The sequence below is a fragment of the Teichococcus aestuarii genome, from assembly GCF_042651065.1.
GTDB lineage: Bacteria > Pseudomonadota > Alphaproteobacteria > Acetobacterales > Acetobacteraceae > Pseudoroseomonas > Pseudoroseomonas aestuarii.
This window is the reverse complement of the sequence record NZ_JBHSCH010000064.1, coordinates 1-24,060: the sequence shown is the minus strand read 5'-3', so window position 1 is coordinate 24,060 and position 24,060 is coordinate 1. Positions and strand designations below refer to the sequence as shown.

Here is a 24,060-nt window from a genome sequence, read left to right as displayed (position 1 = left end):
CCGCGCCCGGCTGGTCCTGGCCGAGCAGATCGAGGCCTCGGTGGGCAGCGTGGCCGCGGGGGTGGAGGAGGCGGTGGCGCAGCTCGGTGCCCTGGCCGCCCGCCTCGCCGCCGAGACCCGCCAGGCCAGCGACAGCGCCGGCCTCAGCAGCGGCGAGGCGCAGGGCATGGCCGCCGCCACCGGGCAGTTGGCCGGCACGGTGGCGGAGATCACCCGCCAGGTGCGGCAGGTCTCGGCGGTGGCCGATGGCGCCGCCGCCCGCGCCAGCGCCAGCGACGCCACGGTGCAGGCCCTGGTGCAGAGCGCCGGGCGCATTGGCGAGGTGGTGGAGCTCATCACCTCCATCGCCGGGCAGACCAACCTGCTGGCGCTGAACGCCACGATCGAGGCGGCCCGCGCCGGCGAGGCCGGCAAGGGCTTCGCCGTGGTGGCCAGCGAGGTGAAGGCCCTGGCCGGGCAGACCGCCCGCGCGACGGAGGAGATCAGCGGCCAGGTCGGCGCCATCCAGGGCGCGGCGCGGGAAGCGGCGGCGGCCATCCAGGGCATCGCCACGGTGGTGGCGGAGGTGCAGTCGGCCGCCCGGCTGATCGGCGAGGCGGTGGCGCAGCAGGCGGCGGCGACGCAGGAGATCGCCCGCGCCGCCGGCCACGTGGCCGCCGAATCGGGGCGGGCCAGCGGCGCCGTCTCCGGCACCTCCACCGCGCTGGCCGAGACGGCGGGGCTGGTGGAGCCGCTCGCCGCCCTGGCCGAGACGCTGCGGCAGCAGGATGCCGCGCTGCGCGGCAGCGTCGTCAGCACGCTGCAGGGGCTGCGGGCCGCCTGAGGGTGGCCCGCCCCCCTTGTGGGGTGCGCAGGGCAGGGCTGCCAATGCGCGCGGGCGCTCGACAGCGGGCTGCCTTCCGGCCCATAGCACTGCGCGATGAAGCCGCCCGTCCGCCGCCCCGGCGCCACCCGTTCCGCCCCCGCCCGCCCGCGCTCCCCCGCGGGCAACCCCACCCGCAGCGCTGCCCTGGCGCTGGTGGGCGCCGTGCTGGACCGCCGGCGGGGCCTGGAGGAGGCGCTGGACGCCCTGCCCCCCGCCGCGGCGCGGGACCGCGCCGCCGCCCACCGCATCGCCGCCGCCGGGCTGCGCCGCCTGGGCAGCCTGGACGCCGTGCTGGAGCCGCTGCTGCGGCGCGAGCCGCCGCCCGAGGTGCGCAACGCGCTGCGCATCGGCGCCGCCGAGCTGCTGCTGCTGGAGACGCCGCCCCACGCCGCCGTGGCCAGCTGCGTCGACCTCGTGCCGCGCCCCTTCGCCGGGCTGGTGAACGCCGTGCTGCGCCGCGTGGCCGAGCAGGGCCCCGCCGCGCTGGAGGAGCTGGATGGCGAGCGGCTGGACACCCCCGGCTGGCTCTGGACCGCCTGGCACGGCGCCTACGGCCCGGCGGTGCGCGCCATCGCCCGTGCCCACCGCCTGCCGGCGCCGCTCGACCTCTCCCTGCTGCCCGGCACGGAATGGCCGGAAGGGGCGGAGCGCCTGCCCACCGGCACCGCCCGCTTCCCCGCCGGCACCCGCATCACCGAGCTGCCGGTCTTCGCCGAAGGGCGCGCCTGGGCGCAGGACGCCGCCGCGGCGCTGCCGGCCCGGCTGCTGGATGTCCGCCCCGGCGAGCGCGTGGCCGATCTCTGCGCCGCGCCGGGCGGCAAGACGGCGCAGCTCGCCGCCGCCGGCGCCCGCGTGGTGGCGGTGGAGCGCGACGGCCACCGCATCCAGCGGCTGCGCGAGAACCTGGCCCGCCTCTCCCTGGAGGCCGAGCTGGTGCAGGCCGACGCCGCCGCCTGGAATCCCGGCGAGCGCTTCGACGCCATCCTGCTCGACGCGCCCTGCAGCGCCACCGGCACCATCCGCCGCCACCCGGACGTGCCGCACCTGAAGCGCCCCTCCGACGTCGGCGCCCTGGCCGGGCTGCAGCGGCCGCTGCTGGCGGCGGCGGCGCGGCTGCTGGCGCCGGGCGGGCGGCTGGTCTTCGCCACCTGCTCCCTCCAGCCGGAGGAAGGCGAGGCGCAGGCCCGCGCCGGCGCCCCCGGCCTGCGCCCCGACCCGATCCGCCCCGAGGAGGTGCCGGGGCTGGAGGCGGCGCTCTCGCCCGAGGGCTGGCTGCGCACCCGCCCCGACCTTTGGGGCGGGCAGGGCGGGCTGGACGGCTTCTTCATCGCCCGCTTCCGGGCCGAATAATTGCCTTCTCTCCAATCTGTTATGCCGGAAGGCCGCATGGGGGATTGGAAGACGCCGGGGGCCGGCTTCTTTATGCGGGCCCGCTGACGGGCTTTCTGTCATTTCCGCAACTTCACCGGCCGTGCGCGGCTTGTCCCGCTTCAGCCCTAAAGGCATAACTTCCCTCGTGACACGCCCTGTCAAAATCGCCCCGTCCCTGCTGGCCGCCGATTTCGCGCGGCTTGGCGAAGAAGTCGCCGCCATTGATGCCGCCGGGGCCGACTGGCTTCACCTGGACATCATGGACGGGCATTTCGTGCCCAACATCAGCTACGGCCCGGCCGTGGTGAAGGCGCTGCGCGGCCGTACCCGCATGCCCTTCGACGTGCACCTGATGATCTCCCCGGTCGATGCCTTCCTGCCCGCCTTCGCCGAGGCGGGGGCGGACCGCATCAGCCTGCATGCCGAGGCCGGCCCGCACCTGCACCGCTCGCTGCAGAGCATCCGGGCGCTCGGCAAGTCCCCTGGCGTGGTGCTGAACCCGGCCACCCCCGCCGCCGTCGTGGCGCCGGTGCTGGACATGGTGGAGCTGATCCTGGTGATGACGGTCAACCCGGGCTTCGGCGGGCAGAGCTTCCTCCACAGCCAGCTCCCCAAGATCGCCGAGCTGCGCCGCATGATCGAGGCCAGCGGCCGCGACATCGCGCTCGAGGTGGATGGCGGCGTGACGGCGGCGACGGCGCCGCTCTGCATCGGGGCCGGGGCCGACGTGCTGGTGGCCGGCACCGCCGTGTTCGGCACGCCGGACTACGCCGCCGCCATCGCCGGGCTGCGCGGGGGCGCCGGCTGATGTCGGATTGGCTGCGCGGCGCCCGCCGGATGGTGGCCGGGCTGAAGCCGGTGCGGGTGCCCGAGGCGCCGGCGCGTGCCTTCCGCGACCTCTGGCCCGGCGATGCCGGGCGCGGCCACCGCCTGCTGCGCGGCGAGTGCGAGGTGGCCGGCACCGTCCGCCCGCTGGTGACCGCCGAGGAAGGCGGCCAGGGCTGGGCCGAGGGCAGCGGCTCCGCGCCGTGGCGCGCCGCCGTGCACGGCTTTGCCTGGCTGCGCGACCTGCGCGCCCTCGGCACCGATGGCGCCCGGCTGCGGGCGCGCGACCTGACCACCGACTGGCTGTCCCGGGGCGGCACCGAATCCATCGCCGCCGTGCCGGAGGTGGCGGGCGCGCGGCTCTCCGCCTGGCTCGGCCACTGGGACTTCCTGGCCGCCACGGCCGAGGATTCCTTCCGCCGCGCGCTGATGGTGCGGCTGGCGCAGGATGCGCGCGGGCTGGTGGCCACCCTGCCGGCCGAGGGGCGGCACCGTGGCAGCCTCGCCGCGCTGAAGGGCGCTCTGGCCGCCGCCGTGGCGCTGGGCGAGGAAGCCTGGGTCGCCCGCTGCCTGCGCGTGCTGCCCGGCGAGATCGACCGCCAGATCCTGCCCGACGGCGCGCATGTGGAGCGCAGCCCGGGCCAGCTGCTGCTGGCGGTGCAGGACCTGATCGAGATCCGCAACCTGCTGCACGGCTCCAGCCTGGAGGCGCCGCCGCACCTGGCCCTGGCGCTGGACCGCGCCGCGCCGGCGCTGCGGCTGTTCCGCCATGGCGATGGCGGCCTCGCCCTGTTCAACGGCACGCGCGACGATGGCGCGGCGCTGGTCGACCTGGTGCTGACCCAGGGGCAGGCGCGCGGCCGCGCGCCGCTGATCCTGGCCGAGGCCGGCTTCCAGCGTCTCCAGGCGGGGCGCACCCTGATCATCGCCGATTGCGGGCCGCCGCCCGAGGGCCGCGCCGCGCCCGGCCCGGCCGGCCTGCCGCGGCAGGCGGACCGCTTCCACCACGCCGGCACCCTGGCCTTCGAGATGTCGGTGGGGCGCGACCGCCTGATCGTCAATTGCGGCGCCGTGCCGGCCGCCGAGGGGCCGTGGCGCGACGCGCTGCGCGCCACCGCCGCGCATTCCACCCTGGTGCTGGCCGACACCAACAGCAGCGAGCTGCGCGAGGAGGGCCTCGGCCGCCGCCCGGAGGCGGTGGAGGCCGAGCGCCAGGAAGCCAATGGCGCGCAATGGCTGGATGCCAGCCACGATGGCTACCGCCGGGGCTTCGGCGCGCTGCACCGCCGCCGCCTCTACCTTTCCGAATCCGGCGACGATCTGCGCGGCGAGGATTCGGTGGAGGGCGAGAACCCGCCCGCCTACGCGGTGCGCTTCCACCTGCACCCCGGCGTCGTCGCCAGCCCGCAGCTGGAGGACAACGCCGTGCTGCTGCGGCTGCCCTCGGGGGCGTCCTGGCGCCTGCGCGCCAGCCGCGCCAAGCTCTCGGTGGAGGACAGCGTGTTCATGGCCGGCGAGCCGCGCCGCACCAGCCAGGTGGTGCTCTCGGCCGAGGCCGGCACGCCTTCGGTGCAGTGGGCGCTGAGCCGGGTCAACCAGTCCGGCCCCGCCGCCACCGACGACTGACGGCACCGGCAAACCGACAGGAAGAAGGGGGGCCGGGGGAATCCATTCCCCCGGCCTTTTCCGAAGCATGAAGATCGCCGAGGTCAGCAACGTCGATTTCGCGATGCGCCACTTCGTGCTGCCGGTGATGCGCGGCGCGCGCGAGCGCGGGCACGAGGTGGTGGGGATCTGCGCCGAGGGGCCGCTGCTCTCCGTCCCGCGCGCCGAGGGGTTCCGCATCATCCCGGTGCCGATGGCGCGCAGCCTGAACCCGCTGGCCCAGGCGCGTGCCCTGGCGGCGCTGCTGCGCGTCTTCCGCGCGGAGAAGTTCGACCTTGTGCACGCCCACATGCCGATCTCCGGCCTGCTGGCGCGGGCGGCGGCGCGGGCGGCCGGCGTGCCGCGCGTGGCCTATACGGGGCACGGCTTCCTGTTCAACCAGCCGGGGCCCGCCTGGCGGCGCGGCCTCTCGCTCGGGCTGGAGTGGCTGGGCGGCCGCGCCACGGACGTGTTCCTGACGGTGAGCGAGGAGGAGGCGGCGGATGCGCGGCGCCTCGGCATCGCGCGCAACGCGGTGGGCATCGGCAACGGGCGGGACCCGGCGCGCTTCCACCCCGACGCCGCCGCGCGCGCCGCGCTGCGCGCCGAGCTGGGCGCGGGGCCGGCGGATTGCGTGGTGGTCATCGTCTCGCGGCTGGTGCGCCACAAGGGGCATGTGGAATTGCTGCGGGCGATGGAATCCGTCCCCGGCGCCACCCTCTGGGTGGTGGGCGAGCGCCTGCCCACCGACCACGGGCCGGACATGGCGGAGGATTTCGCCCGCGCCCGCCGCGAACTGGGGCCGCGCCTGAAGCTGCTCGGCTACCGCGAGGACGTGGCGCGCCTGCTGGCGGCGGCGGATGTGTTCTGCCTGCCCAGCCATTTCGAGGGGCTGCCCATGTCGGTGATCGAGGCGATGCTCACCGGCCTGCCGGTGGTGGCCACCGACATACGCGGCCCGCGCGAGCAGGTGGTGGAGGGCGAGACCGGCTTCCTGGTGCCGCCCGGGCCGGGGCCAGGGGCCGTGGCGCCGCTCGCCGCCGCGCTGCGCCGCCTGGCCGCCGACCCGGCGCTGCGCGCCCGCCAGGGCGCCGCCGGCCGCGCCCGTGCCCTGGCCGCCTTCGACGAGGCGAAGGTGATCGGCCGCACGCTGGACCTGCTCGGCCTGTGAGGGCGGCGCGCGCGCCCTTGTGCGTTGCACAGTGTGTCTCACCCTGGTGTGAAGGGGCGGCTCCCCCCATCTGCCGGGGATAACCACTCCGCGCTTCGCGCCCCGCTGCCCGAGGGTGTAAGGGGAGCCCGCCATGGCACCGAACCAACTCCGCGCCGACCGCCCGCTGGTGGGCGACCGCGCCGCTCCCCCCGTCCCGCCCGACGCCGCCCCGCCCGGTGAGCCGCCGCGGCCGCCGCGCGGCAAGCGCCGCAAGAAGGGGGGCGGCGGTGGCCGCCGCGGCATCGGGCGCTTCCTGTTCGGCGTGGCGAAGCTCGGGCTGGTGCTGGGGCTGGCCGGCGTGGCGGTGGGCGGCATCGCCGGCTACGGCTTCTACCGCCAGGCGGCGGCCGACCTGCCGGAGCATGAATGGCTGGCCGACTACCAGCCGCCGCAGATGAGCCGCATCTACGCGGCCGATTCGAAGCTGATGGCGGAGCTGGCGCTGGAGCGCCGCGTCTTCGTGCCGATCGGCGCCATCCCGCCGAGGCTGCAGGCCGCCTTCGTCGCCGCCGAGGACCAGAATTTCTGGTCGCATCACGGCGTCGACCCGCTGGCCATCGCCCGCGCGGTGGTGATGAACGTGGAGGGCATGGCCACGGGGCGGCGCGCCGTGGGCGCCTCCACCATCACCCAGCAGGTCGCCAAGAACATGCTGGTGGGCAACGACCGCACCATCCTGCGCAAGGTGCGCGAGGCGATCCTGGCCTTCCGGCTGGAATCGGCGATGCCCAAGGACCGCATCCTCGAGATCTACCTGAACGAGATCTTCCTCGGGCAGCAGGCCTATGGCGTGGCCTCCGCCGCCATGAACTACTTCAACAAGGGGCTGGACGAGCTGACGCCGGGCGAGATGGCCTTCCTCGCCGCGCTGCCCAAGGCGCCCAACAACTACAACCCCAACCGCTTCCCCGAGGCGGCCAAGGCCCGGCGCGATTGGGTGCTGGACCGCATGGTGGAGGAGGGCGCCCTCACCGCCGCCGAGGCCGAGACCGCCAAGCAGGAGCCCATCGTGGCGCGCGGCCGCGCCCGGCCCGACCTCGTCGCCACCGGCCCCTACTTCACCGAGGAGGTGCGGCGCGAGCTGGTGGCCCGCTTCGGCCAGGACCAGACCACCATGGGCGGGCTGGTGGTGCGCACCTCCATGGAGCCCGAGCTGCAGGCCGCCACCGAGCAGGCGCTGCGCGAGGGGCTCACCAACTACGACCGCCGCCGCGGCGGCTGGCGCGGGCCGGTGGCGCAGATCTCCGCCGCCCCCACCGAGTGGATGCCGGCGCTGGAGGCGGTGCAGCGTCCGGGCGGCATGCAGCCGGGCTGGCAGCTCGCCGTGGTGCTCGGCGTCGAGGCGCGCGAGGCGCGGCTCTCCTGGCTGGAGCGCCCCGATGGCCGTGCCCAGGCGCAGCCGCGCCAGGGCACCCTGCCGCTCGACGATGTCTCCTGGGCCCGCCCCGTGCGCGACGGCCGCCTCGGCCCCGCGCCGCGCCGGATGCAGGACGTGCTGAGCCCCGGCGACGTGGTGATGGTGGAATATGTCCCCGGCCGCGAGGCGCAGGGCCGCACCCCGGCGCGCGCCGCCCGGCTCTCGCTGCGGCAGATCCCGCAGGTGGAGGGGGCGGTGGTGGCGCTCGACCCCGCCACGGGCCGCGTGCTGGCCATGGCCGGCGGCTATGCCTTCGAGAAATCCTGGTTCAACCGCGCGACGCAGGCGCTGCGCCAGCCCGGCTCCTCCTTCAAGCCCTTCGTCTACCTGCCGGCGCTGGAGATGGGCATTCCGCCCAATCAGCGCCTGCTCGACGGGCCGATCGAGATCATGACCCCGCAGGGGCTGTGGAAGCCCGGCAACTACAGCGGCCAGCCGCGCGGCTGGGTGACGATGCGCACCGCCCTGCAGCAATCGCTGAACCTCGTCACCATCCGCCTGGCGCAGGAGGTGGGGATCGACCGCGTGGCCGAGACGGCGGCGCGCTTCCACGTCATCCCCAACATGCCGCGCGTGCTCTCCATGGCGCTCGGCGCCGGCGAGACGACGGTGATGCGCATGGCCGCCGGCTACGCCTCCTTCGTCAATGGCGGCAAGGAGGTGGCGCCGACGCTGATCGACAGCGTGCAGGACCGCTTCGGCAAGGTGGTGTGGCGCGCCGACACGCGCCGCTGCGAGGGCTGCGACGCCGGCCCCGGCAGCGCGCCGCCCCGGCTGGTGGACGAGCGCCGGCAGATCACCGACCCGATCGCCGCCTACCAGATGGTCTCGCTGCTGCAGGGCGTGGTGCAGTACGGCACCGGCAGCCGCGCCGGCGCCGGGCTGGGCCGCCCCGTGGCCGGCAAGACCGGCACCACCAACGACTACATGGACAACTGGTTCGTGGGCTTCACGCCGGACATCGTGGTGGCGGTGTGGATGGGCTTCGACGAGCCGCGCAGCCTGGGCACCGGCGAGACCGGCGGCAGCAACGCCGCGCCGATCTTCCACGACGTGGTGGCCTCGGCGCTGAAGGACAGCCCGCCCGTGCCGTTCCGCGCGCCGCCGGGCGTGGCGCTGGTGCGCGTGCAACTCGACAACGGCCAGACCATCCTGGAGCCGTTCCGCCCCGGCACCGAGAACGCCGCCCGCCCGCCGAGCGACGACACGGTGATCTCCTCCGACACGCCGGTCGGCGTCGATAACAGCCTGGGCGGGCTCTACTGAGCCGGCCTGCCGGTGTGGCGCCTGCCGTTATTGCGCCTGCCGGTGTGGCGCCCTGTGCCGCGAGCCGCCTTCCCGCGACCGGGAAGGCGGCTTTTTTCATGGGGCGGGGCCGCATGCCGCAGAAGCGAACAGAAATCGGAGATGCGGATACTTCACCAAGACTTGAGAAGAGAATCTGAGATTTTCCGGTACGCGCTCTCATTAATAAGGCAAACTGAAGCGTCACATAAAACTCTCACATCGAGAACGCCGCAATGGTCCGTCCCTATATTGCTCCTGTCACCAAGATCGTCGGTGGGCCTGGAAATGACCGCATCTCCGGCAGCACGCTGAACGACGACATCTATGGCGGTGAAGGCGACGACTGGATCCTGGGCGGGGGGGGCGCCGACTATATCGATGGCGGGCCGGGCTACGATGTCGCGGCCTATGCCGGCGCCTCGGGCCGTTACGCCGTGCAGGTCGTCGGCGGCGTCGTCACCGTGCAGGACAACAGCAACGGCGCCATCAGCTGGATGGTCAATGTCGAGCGCATCGACTTCGACAACGCCCAGGTGGATCTGAGCGGCGTTCCGGCCTTCAGCCCGCAGCGCTACGTCGCCTCCAACCCCGACCTGATCCCGGTGTTCGGCTTCGACTCGGCGGCGGCGGCCTGGCACTACGTGGAGTTCGGCAACGCCGAGGGCCGGAGCTTCGTCAGCTTCAACAGCCTCGACTACATCGCCAGCTACAGCGACCTGATCGCCGCCTTCGGCGCCAATGGCCAGCTGGGCCTCACGCACTACATCCAGAACGGCTTCGCCGAAGGCCGCAGCGCCGCCGCCTTCAACGGCCTGCAGTACATCGCCAGCTACGACGACCTGATCGCCGCCTTCGGCCCGGACCGCGCGGCCGGATCGACGCACTACATCCAGTTCGGCGCCGCCGAGGGGCGCGGGCCGGGCGACTTCAACGGCCTGCAGTACATCGCCTCCTATGGCGACCTGATCCAGGCCCTGGGCGCGGACTACGATGCCGGCGTCGCGCATTTCATCAGCCATGGCTATGCCGAGGGCCGCGAGCGCGACACCTTCGACGCCGTGACCTACCTCAGCAACTATGCCGACCTGCAGGCCGCCTTCGGCACCGACTACGATGCCGCCACGGCCCATTTCGTGCGCTTCGGCTATGCCGAGGGTCGCGTCGACGAGCCGCTGATCGGCTGAGGGCCGGCCGCCGCACCGCGACCACTGGACAGGGTGGGCGGTGGGATAGTATCCCCGCCCACCCCGCAGCCTTTTCCGCCCGGCCTTCCCGCCGGGCCTGACGCCCCTCGCCGGGGTGGCCGTGCTGGCCCGCGGGTTTGTCCGCACGGACCCGTCCGCATGGGGCGTCCGCGCGGGTGGTGCCGGACCCTGTGCGAGCGAAGGAAGACACGATGCGCGCCGATGCCGAGGCCCTGCGCGGCCAGATCGAGGATTCCATCGCCCTTCTGCGCCGCCACCTGGACTGGGACGTGGCGCTGCGCCGGCTGGACGAGGTGAACGCCCGCGCCGAGGACCCCACCCTGTGGGACAAGCCCGACGAGGCCCAGGCCGTGATGCGCGAGCGCAACCGCCTGGCCGACCAGATCGAGGGCGTGCAGAAGCTGCAGCAGAACGTGACCGACGCGCTGGAGCTGGTCGAGCTGGCCGAGGCGGAGGGCGACGCCGCCACCGCCGACGCCGCCGTGGCCGACCTCAAGGCCTTCGCCGCCGAGGCCAAGCGCCGCGAGATCGAGAGCCTGCTCTCCGGCGAGGCCGACATGCGCGACTGCTTCGTCGAGGTGAATGCCGGCGCCGGCGGCACCGAGGCGCAGGACTGGGCGCAGATGCTGCTGCGCATGTACACGCGCTGGGCCGAGAAGCGCGGCCTGAAGGTGCAGCTGACCGAGGAAAGCGAGGGCGAGCAGGCCGGCATCAAATCCGCCACCATCCAGGTGAGCGGCCCCAACGCCTATGGCTGGCTCAAGACCGAGAGTGGCGTGCACCGGCTGGTGCGTATCTCTCCCTTCGACGCCGCCGCGCGCCGCCAGACGAGCTTCGCCAGCGTCTATGTCTTCCCGGTGATCGACGACAAGATCGAGATCGAGATCAACCCGGCGGACCTCAAGACCGACACCTTCCGCGCCTCCGGCGCCGGCGGCCAGCACGTCAACAAGACCGAATCCGGCGTGCGCTTCACCCATATTCCCACCGGTATCGTCGCCGCCTCCACCCAGGACCGCAGCCAGCACCGCAACCGCGTCATCGCCATGGATATGCTGAAGGCGCGCCTCTACGAGCTGGAGCTGCGCAAGCGCGAGGAGATCACGGCGGGGATCGAGGCCGGCAAGACCGATATCGGCTGGGGCCACCAGATCCGCTCCTATGTGCTGGCGCCCTACCAGCTGGTGAAGGACCTCCGCACAAACGTCGAGAAGGGCAACCCGGACGCGGTGCTGGATGGCGAGCTGGACGACTTCATGGCCGCCGCCCTGGCTTCCCGCGTCGGCGCCACCCGCTCCGAAGCCAGCGCGAACGCGCGGTAAGAGCCTTCTTTTTCTGAAGAAAAAGAAGCAAAAAGGCTTTTCCAGTCTGGCGTCACGCCTCCCGGCAGGCGTGCCGCCAACGGACAAAGGTTTTTTGGTTCTTTTTTCCAAAAAAGAACATTTCCTGCATGGATGACCTCTTCCCCGCCTCCCTCCGCCCGCAGGACCGGCACGACCCGGGCGGCAAGGTGCGCCTGGCGGTCAGCGGCGACGTGGTCAGCCGGGCCAGCTTCTCCGAGGATGGCCGCTACCGCACCGTGCTGGAGCGGCGCTGGGACGGGCAGCCCTTCGGCAGCCCCGGCTTCGTCGCCTGGATCATGATGAACCCCTCCACCGCCGACGAGCAGGTGGACGACCCCACGGTGCGCCGCTGCCGCGACTTCACCCGCCGCTGGGGCCATGGCGCCATGGTGGTGCTGAACATCTTCGCGCTGCGCGCCACGAGGCCCACCATGCTGCTGGAGGCCGAGGATGCCGTCGGCCCCGGCAATGACGCGGCCATCCGCGAATGGGCGGCACGGGCGGAGCGGGTGGTCGTCGCCTGGGGCCTGCCGCCCAAGCCCCTGCGCGCGCGCGGCGCCACGGTGGCGGCGCTGCTGCGCGAGGCGGGCGTGCGGCCCTGCGCCCTGAAGGTGACGCAGTCCGGCGAGCCCGGCCACCCTCTCTACATCGCCGGCGACACCATCCCGGTTCCCTGGCCGGCCGGCTGAGCCGCCCCCGCCGCTTTGCCGCTACCAACGCCCGGCAAAAGGCTCTAAGCCCCGGGCGCCATGCCGCTTTCCCTGCGTGATCTCCTCGACCGCCTGCCGGAAGCGCGCTGGCCGCGCCTCTGGCTGAGCCTCCTCTGCCTGGCGCTCTGGCTGCCGGGCCTCGCCTCCCTCCCCCCGGGCGACCGCGACGAGAGCCGCTTCGCCCAGGCCAGCCGCCAGATGGTGGACAGCGGCGACTATGTCCGCATCCGCTTCGGCGAGGAGGAGCGCAACAAGAAGCCCGTCGGCATCCACTGGGCGCAGGCCGCCTCGGTGCAGGCGGTGGAGGCGCTGAGCCTCGGCCATCGCGGCGAGATCTGGCCCTACCGCCTGCCCTCGCTGCTGGGGGCGCTGCTGGCGGTGCTGGCCACCCACCATTGGGGGCGGGCGCTGGTCGGGCGGCGGGCCGCCTTCCTTGGCGCCGCGCTGCTGGCCTCCTGCACCGTGCTGGTGGTGGAGACCCACATCGCCAAGACCGACGCCGCGCTGCTGGCCACCGTGGCGGCGGCGATGGGCCTGCTCGGCCGCGCCTATCTCGCGCCCGGCGCCTTCACGGCGCGGCAGGCGGCGGCGTTCTGGGCGGTGCTCGGCATCTCCATCCTGCTGAAGGGCCCGATCGGGCCGATGGTGGCGCTGCTGGCGGGCCTGACGCTGGTGGTGGCGGACCGCGCCGGCGGCTGGCTGCGCGCGCTGCGCCCGCTCTGGGGCGTGCCGCTGATGCTGGGCATGGCGGTGCCCTGGCTGGTGGCCATCGGCATCGCCACCGAGGGGCGCTTCTTCGCCGAGGCGGTGGGGGGCGACATGCTCTCCAAGGTCGGCTCGGGCGAGGAGGCGCATTGGGGGCCGCCGGGCTACTACGCCGCCACCTTCGCGCTCGCCGCCTTCCCCGCCGCCTTCCTGGTGCTGCGCGCGCTGCCCACGGCCTGGCGGGACCGGATGAACCCCGGCACGCGCTTCCTGCTGGCCTGGGCGGCGCCCACCTGGCTGCTGTTCGAGGCGGTGGCCACCAAGCTGCCGCACTACACCCTGCCGGCCTTCCCGGCGCTGATGCTGCTGGCCGCCGCCTGGGCGATGGACCCGCTGCGCCGCCCGGCGCCGCGCTGGCTCGCCATGCTGGGCCTCGGCCTGCTCTGGCTGGTGGCGCTGGCGCTGGGCGTGGCGGCGGCCGTGCTGCCCTGGCTGGCCGACCGCCGGGTGGACCCCGTGGCGCTGCTGGTGCTGCCCGCCACGCTGCTGCTGGCCTGGGGTGTCACGCGCCTGCTGCGGGGCGGCACGCCGGCCCGCGCGGCGCTGCTCGGCGCCTTCCTGGCGGTGCCGGTCTATGGGCTGGTGCTGGGCGGCGTGCTGCCGCGGCTGGAGGCGCCCTGGGTCGGCCCGCGTTTGGCCGCCGCGCTGGCGCAGGCCGCACCTACCGGGGATGTGCAGGGCGAATTCGGCATCACCGGCTATCATGAGCCGTCGATGGTCTTCGCCACCGGGACGGGGACGGCGCTGCTGCGCGATGGCGTGGCGGCGGCCGCCTTCCTGGGCGCGGAGCCGGGCCGCACCGCCGCCGTGGGCGAGCGCGAGCTGGCCGGGTTCCGCGCGGCGGCCGGGCAGGCGGGACTGAACCTTCGGGAGATCGGATCGGTGGACGGTTACAACTACACGCGCGGCCGGCGGCTGACGCTGCACCTGTTCCAGGCGGCGCCATGATCGAGTGGGTGACCCAGACGGTCGGCAGCGCCGGCCCGGCCGGCGTGTTCTTCCTGATGTTCCTGGAGAACCTGTTCCCGCCCATCCCCTCGGAGCTGATCATGCCGCTGGCCGGCTTCGCCGCCGCCGAGGGGCACATGTCGCTGCTGGTGGCCATCCTGGCCGGCACCGCCGGCTCCGTCATCGGCAACGGCGTGTGGTACGAGGTGGCGCGCGCCATCGGCAGCCGCCGCATCCGCCCGCTGGTGGCGCGCTACGGCCGCTGGTTCGGCGTCTCGGCCGAGGACATGGACAAGGCGGAGGATACGCTGCGCCGGCACGGGCCCGTGGCGCTGTTCTTCGGCCGCATGCTGCCGGCCATCCGCACGCTGATCTCGATCCCGGCGGGGCTCGCCGGCATCACCCGCCCGGTCTTCTATCTCTGGACGCTGATCGGCGGGCTGCTCTGGGTGACGGTGCTGGCCGGTGCCGGCTACCTGCTGCGCGACCAGTACCGCAAGGTGGAGGCGGCGATCGAGCCGTTCAGCTACGTGGTGGTGGCCGCGGTCATCGGCCTCTACCTGTGGCACCTCTGGCGCACCCGCCGCGCGGCGCGCTGAGCGCCCGCCCGTTCCGCCATGCGAAAGGGGGCCTCACGGCCCCCTTTTTTACGCCTCGCTCCGGAGGCCTGCGTTCAGAGAACGCCGAAGATCAGCAGCAGGATGATGATGGGGATGGGGATGCCCAGCAGCCACAGCAAAATCGAGCGCATCGTCTTCTCCTTCGGAGGTGGGCCCGGAAAACCGGGCCGCATCGGGCAGGCATGTCGATAGCGATGGAACGCGAGGCTGCGGGGCGGGTTGCGGAATCTCCACGGAGCGAGTCTCCGCACCTTTTTTGCGACAGGGTGCTGGAACCCAGGGCGTGGCGGGACGTTCACCGGGGGATCGCCACAGGGTCCAGGCGCCGCAAGGCCGCAGACCCGCAACCTTCGGAGTTACCGGCCATGCGCCAGCGCGAGATCATCCCCGCCATCATCATCTCCGCCGCCCTGCTTGGCCTCGCGGCCTGCAGCTCGTCGCCCACCGGTACCGCTCCGGAGCGCGCGGTGGACCGCGCCGCCGGCACCAACATCTCGGGCGCCTATCCCTCCCAGTCGGACGGCACGGCGGTCAACCCGCCCGGCACCGCCGCCACGCGCGCCTATGACCGTGCCGCGGACACCAACACCTCGGGCGCCTATCCCCGGCAGTCGGACGGCACGGCGGTCAACCCGCCCGGCACCGCCGCCACGCGCACCTATGACCGCGCCACGGATTCCAACACCTCGGGCGCCTATCCGCAGAACGGCCCGCGCCGCTGAATTCGCCTCCCCGCCGGCGCACCGCGCGCCGGCATGAGGGAAGAGGCCGGGGTGGAGGATATCCACCCCGGCCTTTTTCATGCCCCGCTTCCGGAAGCCCCGGGTGGCGCGGCGCAGAGAAAGCCCCGCCGGGCCTGAGGCCGGGCGGGGTTTTTCCGGAACGGCCCGTGCACGGCCGTGACCGTGCCGGGTGAGGGTGCGCGGGCGGTCAGACCCAGCCGCGCCCGGCCACCAGGGAGACGAGGAACAGGACCAGGAAGATGACGAACAGGATCTTGGCGATGCCGCTGGCCGCCGAGGCCACGCCGGTGAAGCCCAGCACGCCCGCGACGAGGGCGATGACGAGGAAGATGAGGGTCCAGTAGAGCATGAAGGGTGGTCCTTGGGATCGAGGGAGGGAAGGGCGTCAGCCCGGAGGAACCGGACCGGCCTGCAAGGGCCGGGCGCCGAGGGGGAAGCGATGGCCCTGGCGCTGGTTGCTGCGGCCGGCCGGGTTGCCCGTGGCTGGCCTGTCCCGCCACCCGGCCTGGGGCCGGTGGCTGTCCTCGCGATCCCGCGTCATGCCTGCGTTTCCTTCGGCCTGTTCCACCGGTCTGCTCCACGACAGCAGGCCCCGTGGTGGTGCCGAAGCAACGCGGCGTTTCACCGTGCGGTTTCAGTCCAGTGGCACGGTGGAGGACACGGCCTGGTAAGTGGCGATGGCGAGCGCCAGCGGCTCGAAGGGCTTGCTGATGACGAAGGCCGGCTCGACCTGCTCGGCGGTCAGCAGCCGCTCCGGATAGGCGGTGACGAAGATCACCGGCACCTTCAGCTCCCGCTGGATGCGGTTGACGGCGGTGATGCCGTCGCCGCCCACGCCCAGGTTCACATCGGCCAGGATCAGGCCGGGCCGCTTCTGCTGGGCCAGGCGCACCGCCTGCGCCTCGCTGGCGGCCACGCCCACCACGCGGTGGCCGCAGGCCTCCACGAGCTGGCGCACATCCATGGCGATGATCGGCTCGTCCTCGATGACGAGGATCTCGGTGGCGGCGGCGCGGCGCAGGGCGCCGCGGGCCTCGGCCAGCTCCGTCTCGGCGACATCGAGGGGCACGCCCACCACCATGGCGGCGTCCGCCACCGAAAGCTCCTCCAGCGCCGTCAGCAGCAGCAGCTGCCGGTGGCGCGGCGAGAGGCTGGCGCCGCCCCCCGGTGCGGGCGGCGGCGGCGGCGCCATGCGGGTGACGCCGGCATACAGGGCCAGCCTGGCCGGCAGCGGCGGCAGGCCGCCGCGCAGAGCCGAGGCGACGAGCCCGTCGCCAGCCGCCTGGCTGCCGGTCAGCGCCCGGGCATAACGTCGGGCAGGAGGCAAACTCCGGAGAAGCTCGGCTTGGGTTACGGCGTTCATGTCGTGGCCCTCGTATCGGTCCTATGGTGCAGGAAGACGGCGCTTGGATGAGAATGGCAAATCAAACTGACCCGATCCGTCACCGGCTTCCGGGGCTGCTGCCCGAGCTGCGGGCCTTCGCGCGCTTCCTGGCGCGGGATGCGGCGCTGGCGGATGACCTGGTGCAGGAGTCGATCTTGCGCGGATTGCGGGCCGAATCCCAGTGGGACCCGGAAACCAGCCTGCGGGCCTGGATGTTTCATATCTTGCGCAACGTTTTCCTGGAGCAGATGCGCCGGCGCGGCACCGAGCGGCGTGCGCTGGAGCGGATGCCGGAGCCCGACCAGCCGCCGCCGGAACAGGAGGCGCGCAACGACATGGCGGATCTGGCGCTCGCCCTGCAGGGCCTGCCCCTGCCGCAGCGGGAGGCGCTGATCCTGGTGGGCGCGCATGGCCTCTCCCATGAGGAGGCCGCGGCGGTGTGCGGGGTTCCGGTGGGCACCGTCAAGGCACGCGTGGCCCGCGCCCGGGCGGCCCTGGCGCGCGGCGTCGGGCCAGAGCCGGTGGGGGCATAGCCGGTGGGGGCATAGACGGAGCCGCCCGGCGCATCAGGCTGCAAGGCCGCGCGCGCGGGGGGAGGTCTCGGCGTGGGGTGGAGAGCAAGGGGTCCGGGCATCGATGGCTGCGGCGTGAAGGACCTGGGCGCGAGTCCGGTTGCATTCACAAATCGCATGGCTGATATGCAACAATGTTGATCCTGCCATGCAACCCCGAAGCAGGCCGCTGCATTGGTGGGTCATGCAAGGCGAGCAAAGCACCATGACGACCGTGACCACCAACGAAGCCGGCCACGCCGCTGCTCCTGTCGGGGAGGCCGTCCAGGGTCCCAGCTTCCACGACCAGCTTGTGGCCATCCTGCCCCGCCTGCGGGTCCAGGCCGTCTCGATGACGCGCAACCGCGCCGACGCCGATGATCTGGTGCAGGCCGCCGTCAGCAACGCGCTGGCCGCGCAGCACAGCTTCACGCCCGGCACCAATTTCGGCGCCTGGATGTTCCGCATCCTGCGCAACCGCTTCCTCTCCGACATCCGCCGCCGCCGCGACACCTGCGACATGGACAACGCGCCGGCCGAGGCGCTGGCCCGCCCCGCGGCGCAGGAGGACAGCATGGCGCTGCGCGAGCTGCGCCGCCGCCTCGCCGACCTGCCGGCCGACCACCGCACCGCGCTGATGCTGGTGACGGTGCAGGGCATGTCCTACGAGGAAGCCGCCGCGGTGATGAAGTGCGCGGTCGGCACCGCCAAGTGCCGCGTCTTCCGGGCCCGTCGCCAGCTCGAAGCCTGGCTGATGGGCGACCCGCAGCCCGCCAAGCGCAGCGCCCAGGCGCAGGCACAGGCCAAGTCTGGCGAAGTTCGCCGGCGCGGTGGTAATACCCGGAGCGGAAGCGCAGCCGAAACGCGGGCGCTGCATCCGGGAATGTGATGGACGATCGAGCAGAGAAGCGCATGTTGGCGGAGCCGGCCACCAAGCCAAACCGCTCGGCTGCGGGGCGCGCCCGGAAGGGCGCTCCCGACGCCGCCTTCGATCTGTGGCTTCAGCGGGGTCTGCATGCAATGTATGACGACGTCGCCAAGGAGCCCATTCCCGAGGAGCTGTTGCGACTGATCGAACAGGACCGGGCGCAAGGCCCCAAGAAATGAGGCTTCCGGCGCCCCCGGAAGGGTGGGCGCTGAATAGACTTCTCCGCGGCGTACGGGGCCGGATGCTGCTGCTGCTGATGGTTGCCAGCGTGCCGGTGGTCGGGATCGCCGGCGCGAATGCCATTCTCAGCTATGAAAGCGAACTGGCGACGGGACGCCGGACCGCCACCATCCTGGGCGACGTGGCTGCCGCGCGCCATGGCTCCACGGTCGAGAGCCTCCGCCAGACCCTGATGCGCCTGTCCGAGGACAGGCATGTGCGGACCGCCTCGCGTGAGGAATGCGGCAATTTCCTGCGTTCCCTGCTGGCGCTCCACGACACGCGGTATTCCAATTTCTGGGTGCTGGATGCCACGGGCCAGCCGCTTTGCACCGCCCTTCCCTATTCCGGCTCGGAAAACTTCAGCAGCCGCACCTATTTCCGCGAGGCCGTGGAGCGCCGGGCCTTCGCGCTCGGCAATTTCGTGCGTGGCCCTGTCAGCCGCCGCCCGGTGATCGTCGGCGCGGTGCCGTTGATGGTCGATGGCGAGGTGCGCGGCGTGGTGGCCGCCGGCCTGCTGCTCGACTATTTCGTGCACAGCGAGGAAAGCAGCCATGAGCGCGCCGCCCGGCGCCTCTGGCTGATCGACCGCGATGGCGCCGCCCTGCCGCTCACCCAGGCCGCGGCCGCCGAGCTGCCCTCCCGCGAGGTGCTGAAGGATATCACCAGCGAGCCGGATGGCAGCGTGACGCTGGAGACCCGGGCCGTCAGCGGGGCCGAGTTCGCCTATGCCAGCGCCCGGCTGGAGACCGACCTGCACCTGCTGGTGGGCCTGCCGATCGGCGAGATCCGCCGTGCCGCCCATGCGGTGCTGCTGCGCCGCGCCGTGGAGCTGGCCGCCTTCCTGTTCGGCTGCCTGGTGGTGATCGTGCTGGGCGCCGACATCGCCATCGCCCGGCCCCTGCGCGCCCTGGCGGAGCGGGTGCGGCGCTGGCGGCCCGGCGCGCCCTTCGGCGGCAAGGCGCTGCGCGGCGAGCCGGACGAGGTGCGCGCCCTGGAGCAGGCCTTCACCGACGCGGCTGCCGCCATCAGCGCCCGCGAGGAGGAGCTGCGCGCCGCGCTGCGCCAGCGCGACCTGCTGATGGCCGAGATCCACCACCGGGTGAAGAACAACCTGCAGATCGTCGCCTCGCTGCTGAACCTGCAGGCCAACCGGCTGCGTGACCCGCGCGCCAAGGCCGAGTTCGCCACGGCGCGGGACCGGGTGCAGGCGCTCGCCACGCTGCACCGCCACCTCTACACCAACCAGACCTTCGAGGTGATCGCGCTGCGCCCCTTCCTCGAGGAGCTCGGCCAGCAGCTCTTCGCCGCGCTGGGGGAGCGGCCGGGGCAGCGCATCAAGCTGGTGGTCGAGGCCGACGAGCTGGAGATCGTCACCGACCAGGCGGTGTCGCTGGCGCTGCTGATCACCGAGACGGTGACCAACGCCATCAAGCACGGCTTCCCCGACGCCCGCAGCGGCACCATCACCATCTCCGTCCATGCGGAGGGGGAGGAGGTCACGCTGAAGGTGCAGGATGACGGGCTCGGCATGCGGCTGGACGATGAGGAGGCGGGGCAGGGCATCGGCCTGACGCTGATCCGCGGCTTCGCGCAGCATCTCGGGGGCGAGATCGAGATCCGGGGCGCCGGCGGCACCGAGCTGGTGCTACGCTTCGCCCTGCGCCGGCGGGAAGCGGAGACGGAGGCGGGCTGAGCCGCGCAACCCGCCCGGAGGCAAGGCGTTGACGGAGCAATCACGCAAGGAGTTCCGATGATGCGCAAGATCCTGGCCGCCACCCTTCCGGCCCTCGTCCTCGTGCTGCCGCTGATGGCGTGCAGCGAAGGCCCCGGCGAGAGCGCCGGCCGCAGCCTGGACCGCGCCGGCGAGAACATCCGCGACACCATCGACCCGCCGAAGGGGCCCGGCGAGCGCCTGGGCCGCAGCGTCGACCGCGCCTTCTGAGGCCCGGCGCCGCGCCAGAAAGACCCTCAAGCTCTCAGGAGAGATGCCATGCGCCGCTATTCCGCTTCCTTCGACACCGGCTCCGTGGAGGAGCGCATCGCCGACCTGCGCCGCAAGGTGGACGAGCTGATGCATGAGCAGGTCAATCCGGCCCTGTCTCGCGTCGGCAGCCGCGCCTCCAGCCTGGCGCATCAGGTGAGCGACACCACCCGCCGCGAGGCGGACCACGCGATCGACCTGGTGCGCGAGCGGCCGCTGGTCACCATCGCGGTGGCGGTGGGCGTGGGCCTCCTCATCGCCCGCCTCCTGCGGCGCTGATCTCCATGCGCGCGTTCCGCCTCGTCAGCGTCTCCCTGGAAGCGGAGCGCGTGCTGCTGGGCCTCCAGGCCAAGCGATTCGCCGTGAAGGCGGTGCTGGGCCTGGTGGCGGCGGTGTTCCTCATCGCCGCCTTCGCCATGTTGCATGTGCTGGCCTGGCTGGCGCTGGAACCGCAGCTTTCGCCGCTGGCGCGTGCCGGCGTGATCCTGGCCGGCGATCTGGTGATCGCGGGCATCCTGCTGGCCCTCGTGCTGCGCGACAATCCGAGCCGGCAGGAGATCGAGGCCCGGATGTTGCGGGACAACGCCTTCAGCCAGGCACGGGCCAGCTTCGGCCTGCTGCCGATGCTGGGCGGCATGGCGCGCTCGCCCCTGCTGGGCATGATCATTGGCATGATGAGCCGCCGCAAGCGCGGCTGAAGGCCAGGGCGGGCGCCCGCCCTACCCCAGCAGGCGCCGCAGGAGCCGGATGAGCATGCGCCGCTCCTCCGGCGCCAGAGGCGCCAGGAGCTGCTCGTTGGCGCGCCGGCCCTGCACCACCGCTTCCGCCAGCACCGTCTCGCCGGCCGGCGCCAGCGAGAGGACCACGGTGCGGCGGTCCAGCGGATCGCGCGCCACATCCACCAAGCCACGGTCGCGGAGCCGCGCGACGACGCCCTGTATGGTGGCCGGGTCGAGCGCCACGGCGCGGCCCAGCGCGTTCTGCGTGGCCCGGCCCAGCTCCCCCAGCTTCAGCAGGGTGGCGAATTGCGTGGAGGTCAGGCCGCCGATCGCGCCACGGTCCTGGAACAGCGAGGCATGGCGCTGATGCGCGCGGCGCAGCAGATGCCCCACGGATTCATCAAGGCTGTAGCCGGAGGAGGGCGCCGGGGGGCCGATATCCTGCTCGCGCACAGCATCCAGGAGCAGCGTGATGTTCCGATCCGTGATGGCTCCGACCTTCTCTGCTGCGACGGTCCCGCTACCATCCCGCCGCGATGCCGGCCCGTCAACCGAATCGATTGTGCAGTGCCGCGAAACGGCCGGACCAGGGGACCAGAAGCTCAGGGGCGCAGGGCGCGGTAGCCGAAGGTCAGCAGGGTGATGCCGCCCAGCGACAGGGCGGCCATGCCGGCACGGTCGGCATGCCACATGAGACGCTCGGCGAGGATGGCCGCCAGCTGGCGATGACCCTCACGGCTCCGCAGCCGCACCGCCTTCTCGCCGGCCAGGGTGGAAAGCTGCTGCCACAGGCGGGTGCCGCGCAGGTCCCGGCGCGGCACAGACAGCGCCAGGCCCCACAGCACAAGCCAGAGCGCGGCGGTCAGCAGCGCCCCGCTTTGCAGGGCCAGCAGTGGCGCGTGCGCCAGCCCGGCCATGACAGCGACGATGCTCACCACAAGGCCGAGAAGGACCCGCCGTATCGCATGGTCAGCCAGAGTGCGGAGCGTATCCATCCATAGGCCCCCTTTTTGTCCATGCTGACGCCGGACACCTGAAGATTCCAGTCGGTTTTGCCGATACGGGTGGCATAGCCCGCATCCTGCCGACGTTTTCCGCTTTCCACGGGGCGCACCGCCAGGCCTGCTTCCGGGAAGCCGGCTGGCGGGTGGCGCGTGCCCGCCATCCACATATTGGGCGAACGAGACGGCACGCCAAGCGTTGCAGCGCTTCCGGTGGGGAAGGCGGGTGCGGGAAGCCGCCCGCGCCAGATGGAGCGGGTTTCATCACTGTCCCTTGCACGGAACATGGCAGCCATGAGCCCATTCCGCCTTCGGGCAGGCATTTCAGTGACTTGGCATGTGAGGCTGATCCGGGGCGCTGCGCGGCAACATAACATTTTGGTGAATATCCGGCGCCACTTCTTTCCGCGATTTCATCGTTCGGATGGCAAGGCCACAATCCGCACACCGTCACCCTGGGCAGACTCAGGCCGGGATGTCGGGCTTGAACCGCGAGCCGTGGCAGCGCGGACCATCAACAAAGAAAACCTGGGGCGCCACCCGGCGCATCCGGGGAGGGCAGGAATAGGTTCGAAGATGCGCTCTGCAGCACCCAGAACAGATGCGGCGAATCGGCCGATGTCGCGCGAGGAGAAGCGCGTCATCCTGGCCTCGTCGCTTGGCACCGTCTTCGAGTGGTACGATTTCTATCTGTACGGCTCGCTGGCGGTCATCATCGGCGCGAAGTTCTTCAGCCAGTTCCCCGAGGGAACGCGGAACATCTTCGCGCTGCTGGCCTTCGCCGCCGGCTTCCTGGTGCGCCCCTTCGGCGCCCTGGTGTTCGGCCGGCTGGGCGACCTGGTGGGCCGGAAATACACCTTCCTGGTCACCATCCTGATCATGGGTGCCTCGACCTTCATCGTCGGCATCCTGCCCACCTCGGACCAGATCGGCATCACCGCCGCCATCATCCTGATCGTGCTGCGCTGCCTCCAGGGCCTGGCGCTGGGCGGCGAGTATGGCGGCGCCGCCACCTATGTGGCCGAGCACGCGCCGCATGGCCGGCGCGGCTTCTACACCAGCTTCATCCAGCTCACCGCCACGGGCGGCCTGTTCCTGTCGCTGATGGTGATCCTGTTCACCCGCTCGGCGATCGGCGAGGAGGCCTTCCTCGACTGGGGCTGGCGCATCCCCTTCCTGGTCTCCATCCTGCTGCTCGGCATCTCCGTCTGGATCCGCATGCAGCTGCAGGAGAGCCCGGCCTTCAAGAAGATGAAGGAGGAGGGCACCGGCTCCAAGGCGCCGATCTCCGAGGCCTTCGGCCAGTGGAAGAACGCCCGCGTGGCGCTGTTCGCCCTGCTCGGCCTCGTCGCCGGCCAGGCGGTGGTCTGGTACACGGGCCAGTTCTACGCGCTGTTCTTCCTCGGCTCCGTGCTGAAGGTGGATGGCTACACCACCAACATGCTCATCGCCTGGTCGCTGCTGCTGGGCTCGGGCGGCTTCATCTTCTTCGGCTGGCTGTCGGACAAGGTCGGCCGCAAGCCGATCATCCTCGGCGGCTGCCTGATCGCGGCGCTCACCTACTTCCCGCTGTTCAAGCTGATCAGCGCCGAGGCCAACCCGGCGCTGCACGCCGCGCACCAGAACATCACCGTGGTGGTGCAGGCCGACCCGGCCGACTGCTCCTTCCAGTTCAACCCGACCGGCACCGCCCGCTTCACCAACAGCTGCGACATCGCCAAGGCGGCGCTGGCCCGGCTCTCGGTGAACTACACGGTGGAAGCCGCGCCCGCCGGCACCGCCGCCACCGTGCGGATCGGCGATACCGCCATTCCCTCCTCCACGCCCAATTTCCCGCAGGCGGTGAGCGCGGCCATCACCGCGGCAGGCTACCCGGCGGCGTCGAACCCGACCGTGGTGAAGATGAACCACCCGTTCGACTTCTTCCGCGAGCAGCCGGCGGTGCTGATCGCGGTGCTGACCCTGCTGGTGATCTACGTCACCATGGTCTACGGCCCGATCGCGGCGGCGCTGGTCGAGCTGTTCCCGACCCGCATCCGCTACACCTCCATGTCGCTGCCCTACCACATCGGCAATGGCTGGTTCGGCGGGCTGCTGCCGGCCACCTCCTTCGCCATGATCGCGCAGACCGGCGACGTCTATTACGGCCTCTGGTACCCGGTGGTGATCGCCCTCGCCACGGTGGTCATCGGCATCTTCTTCGTGCCCGAGACCAAGGACCGCGACATCTTCGCCGAGGAGGACGCTGAGGCGGAGGCCAACGCGGCCCGCGCGCGGGTCTGACGGGCTGCCGCCGCGCCGCCGCCAGGGCGGCGGGG

Annotated in this window: 25 protein-coding genes; 20 read left to right on the top strand and 5 right to left on the bottom strand. The window is 72.4% G+C overall.

Going from position 1 to position 24,060, the window contains the following annotated elements; translation table 11 throughout:
• The 12 genes from ACFOY6_RS19395 to ACFOY6_RS19340 form a co-directional block, all read left to right on the top strand.
• Window positions 1–823 (top strand): methyl-accepting chemotaxis protein (locus ACFOY6_RS19395; RefSeq protein WP_379651982.1); only part of this gene is annotated, 823 nt, incomplete at its 5' end.
• A 96-nt stretch (window positions 824–919) separates the two neighbouring features.
• On the top strand, window positions 920–2,215 hold the full coding sequence (locus tag ACFOY6_RS19390; protein ID WP_379651981.1) for an RsmB/NOP family class I SAM-dependent RNA methyltransferase: 1,296 nt from the start codon (window positions 920–922) through the stop codon (window positions 2,213–2,215).
• Between the two features lie 166 nt (window positions 2,216–2,381).
• Window positions 2,382–3,044 carry a ribulose-phosphate 3-epimerase gene (gene rpe / locus ACFOY6_RS19385; RefSeq protein ID WP_109515658.1) on the top strand — a complete coding sequence of 221 codons (663 nt, stop codon included), beginning with the start codon at window positions 2,382–2,384 and terminating at the stop codon, window positions 3,042–3,044.
• Window positions 3,044–4,687 carry a heparinase II/III family protein gene (locus ACFOY6_RS19380; RefSeq protein WP_379651980.1) on the top strand — a complete coding sequence of 548 codons (1,644 nt, stop codon included), beginning with the start codon at window positions 3,044–3,046 and terminating at the stop codon, window positions 4,685–4,687. The genes rpe and ACFOY6_RS19380 overlap by 1 nt, the downstream gene beginning before the upstream one ends.
• A gap of 67 nt (window positions 4,688–4,754) precedes the next feature.
• Window positions 4,755–5,876 carry a glycosyltransferase gene (locus tag ACFOY6_RS19375; RefSeq protein WP_379651979.1) on the top strand — a complete coding sequence of 374 codons (1,122 nt, stop codon included), beginning with the start codon at window positions 4,755–4,757 and terminating at the stop codon, window positions 5,874–5,876.
• Between the two features lie 133 nt (window positions 5,877–6,009).
• Complete coding sequence (locus ACFOY6_RS19370; RefSeq protein WP_379651978.1) at window positions 6,010–8,601, top strand: penicillin-binding protein 1A; 2,592 nt, start codon at window positions 6,010–6,012, stop codon at window positions 8,599–8,601.
• 254 nt (window positions 8,602–8,855) lie between these two features.
• Window positions 8,856–9,806: a calcium-binding protein gene (locus ACFOY6_RS19365; RefSeq protein WP_379651977.1), complete on the top strand. Its 951-nt coding sequence runs from the start codon at window positions 8,856–8,858 to the stop codon at window positions 9,804–9,806.
• A 212-nt stretch (window positions 9,807–10,018) separates the two neighbouring features.
• Complete coding sequence (gene prfB / locus ACFOY6_RS19360; protein ID WP_379651976.1) at window positions 10,019–11,149, top strand: peptide chain release factor 2; 1,131 nt, start codon at window positions 10,019–10,021, stop codon at window positions 11,147–11,149.
• A 128-nt stretch (window positions 11,150–11,277) separates the two neighbouring features.
• Complete coding sequence (locus ACFOY6_RS19355; protein ID WP_379651975.1) at window positions 11,278–11,859, top strand: DUF1643 domain-containing protein; 582 nt, start codon at window positions 11,278–11,280, stop codon at window positions 11,857–11,859.
• A 60-nt stretch (window positions 11,860–11,919) separates the two neighbouring features.
• Window positions 11,920–13,593: an ArnT family glycosyltransferase gene (locus tag ACFOY6_RS19350; protein ID WP_379651974.1), complete on the top strand. Its 1,674-nt coding sequence runs from the start codon at window positions 11,920–11,922 to the stop codon at window positions 13,591–13,593.
• Window positions 13,590–14,192, top strand: a complete 603-nt coding sequence (locus ACFOY6_RS19345) for a DedA family protein (protein ID WP_109515651.1) — start codon at window positions 13,590–13,592, stop codon at window positions 14,190–14,192. The genes ACFOY6_RS19350 and ACFOY6_RS19345 overlap by 4 nt, the downstream gene beginning before the upstream one ends.
• A gap of 386 nt (window positions 14,193–14,578) precedes the next feature.
• The gene (locus ACFOY6_RS19340; RefSeq protein WP_109515650.1) at window positions 14,579–14,935 is read left to right on the top strand and encodes a hypothetical protein; all 357 of its coding nucleotides are present in this window, start codon (window positions 14,579–14,581) and stop codon (window positions 14,933–14,935) included.
• A 208-nt stretch (window positions 14,936–15,143) separates the two neighbouring features.
• Here ACFOY6_RS19340 and ACFOY6_RS19335 read toward each other — a convergent pair whose 3' ends face one another.
• On the bottom strand, window positions 15,144–15,305 hold the full coding sequence (locus ACFOY6_RS19335) for a DUF1328 domain-containing protein (protein WP_099095466.1): 162 nt from the start codon (window positions 15,303–15,305) through the stop codon (window positions 15,144–15,146).
• A 285-nt stretch (window positions 15,306–15,590) separates the two neighbouring features.
• Window positions 15,591–16,319 (bottom strand): response regulator, encoded by a 729-nt coding sequence (locus tag ACFOY6_RS19330; RefSeq protein WP_109515649.1) that lies wholly within the window; start codon window positions 16,317–16,319, stop codon window positions 15,591–15,593.
• Window positions 16,320–16,372: 53 nt separating this feature from the next.
• On the opposite strand from ACFOY6_RS19330, the gene ACFOY6_RS19325 reads away from it, so the two are divergent.
• The 7 genes from ACFOY6_RS19325 (at window position 16,373) to ACFOY6_RS19295 (ending at window position 20,720) form a co-directional block, all read left to right on the top strand.
• Entirely contained in the window at window positions 16,373–16,873 is a 501-nt protein-coding gene (locus ACFOY6_RS19325; RefSeq protein WP_379632016.1) for a sigma-70 family RNA polymerase sigma factor, read from the top strand.
• A 370-nt stretch (window positions 16,874–17,243) separates the two neighbouring features.
• The gene (locus ACFOY6_RS19320; protein WP_245906144.1) at window positions 17,244–17,780 is read left to right on the top strand and encodes a sigma-70 family RNA polymerase sigma factor; all 537 of its coding nucleotides are present in this window, start codon (window positions 17,244–17,246) and stop codon (window positions 17,778–17,780) included.
• Window positions 17,780–17,998, top strand: a complete 219-nt coding sequence (locus tag ACFOY6_RS19315; RefSeq protein WP_109515939.1) for a NepR family anti-sigma factor — start codon at window positions 17,780–17,782, stop codon at window positions 17,996–17,998. Before ACFOY6_RS19320 ends, ACFOY6_RS19315 begins: the two co-directional genes overlap by 1 nt.
• 62 nt (window positions 17,999–18,060) lie before the next feature.
• Window positions 18,061–19,734: a sensor histidine kinase gene (locus ACFOY6_RS19310; protein ID WP_181377991.1), complete on the top strand. Its 1,674-nt coding sequence runs from the start codon at window positions 18,061–18,063 to the stop codon at window positions 19,732–19,734.
• A gap of 57 nt (window positions 19,735–19,791) precedes the next feature.
• Window positions 19,792–19,983: a hypothetical protein gene (locus ACFOY6_RS19305; protein WP_109515645.1), complete on the top strand. Its 192-nt coding sequence runs from the start codon at window positions 19,792–19,794 to the stop codon at window positions 19,981–19,983.
• Window positions 19,984–20,031: 48 nt separating this feature from the next.
• On the top strand, window positions 20,032–20,301 hold the full coding sequence (locus ACFOY6_RS19300) for a glycine zipper domain-containing protein (protein ID WP_379632023.1): 270 nt from the start codon (window positions 20,032–20,034) through the stop codon (window positions 20,299–20,301).
• Window positions 20,302–20,306: 5 nt separating this feature from the next.
• Window positions 20,307–20,720: a hypothetical protein gene (locus ACFOY6_RS19295; RefSeq protein WP_379651973.1), complete on the top strand. Its 414-nt coding sequence runs from the start codon at window positions 20,307–20,309 to the stop codon at window positions 20,718–20,720.
• Window positions 20,721–20,741: 21 nt separating this feature from the next.
• On the opposite strand, the gene ACFOY6_RS19290 is transcribed toward ACFOY6_RS19295, so the two are convergent.
• From ACFOY6_RS19290 to ACFOY6_RS19280, 3 genes are all read right to left on the bottom strand, one after another.
• On the bottom strand, window positions 20,742–21,194 hold the full coding sequence (locus ACFOY6_RS19290) for a MarR family winged helix-turn-helix transcriptional regulator (protein ID WP_379651972.1): 453 nt from the start codon (window positions 21,192–21,194) through the stop codon (window positions 20,742–20,744).
• 149 nt (window positions 21,195–21,343) lie between these two features.
• On the bottom strand, window positions 21,344–21,676 hold the full coding sequence (locus ACFOY6_RS19285) for a hypothetical protein (protein WP_146201820.1): 333 nt from the start codon (window positions 21,674–21,676) through the stop codon (window positions 21,344–21,346).
• Window positions 21,673–22,038 carry a hypothetical protein gene (locus tag ACFOY6_RS19280; protein ID WP_146201819.1) on the bottom strand — a complete coding sequence of 122 codons (366 nt, stop codon included), beginning with the start codon at window positions 22,036–22,038 and terminating at the stop codon, window positions 21,673–21,675. Before ACFOY6_RS19280 ends, ACFOY6_RS19285 begins: the two co-directional genes overlap by 4 nt.
• A gap of 322 nt (window positions 22,039–22,360) precedes the next feature.
• Here ACFOY6_RS19280 and ACFOY6_RS19275 point away from each other — a divergent pair, with 322 nt between their 5' ends.
• A complete protein-coding gene (locus ACFOY6_RS19275; protein WP_109515641.1) occupies window positions 22,361–24,025 on the top strand; it encodes an MFS transporter in 1,665 nt (554 codons plus the stop codon).
• Window positions 24,026–24,060: the final 35 nt, after the last annotated feature.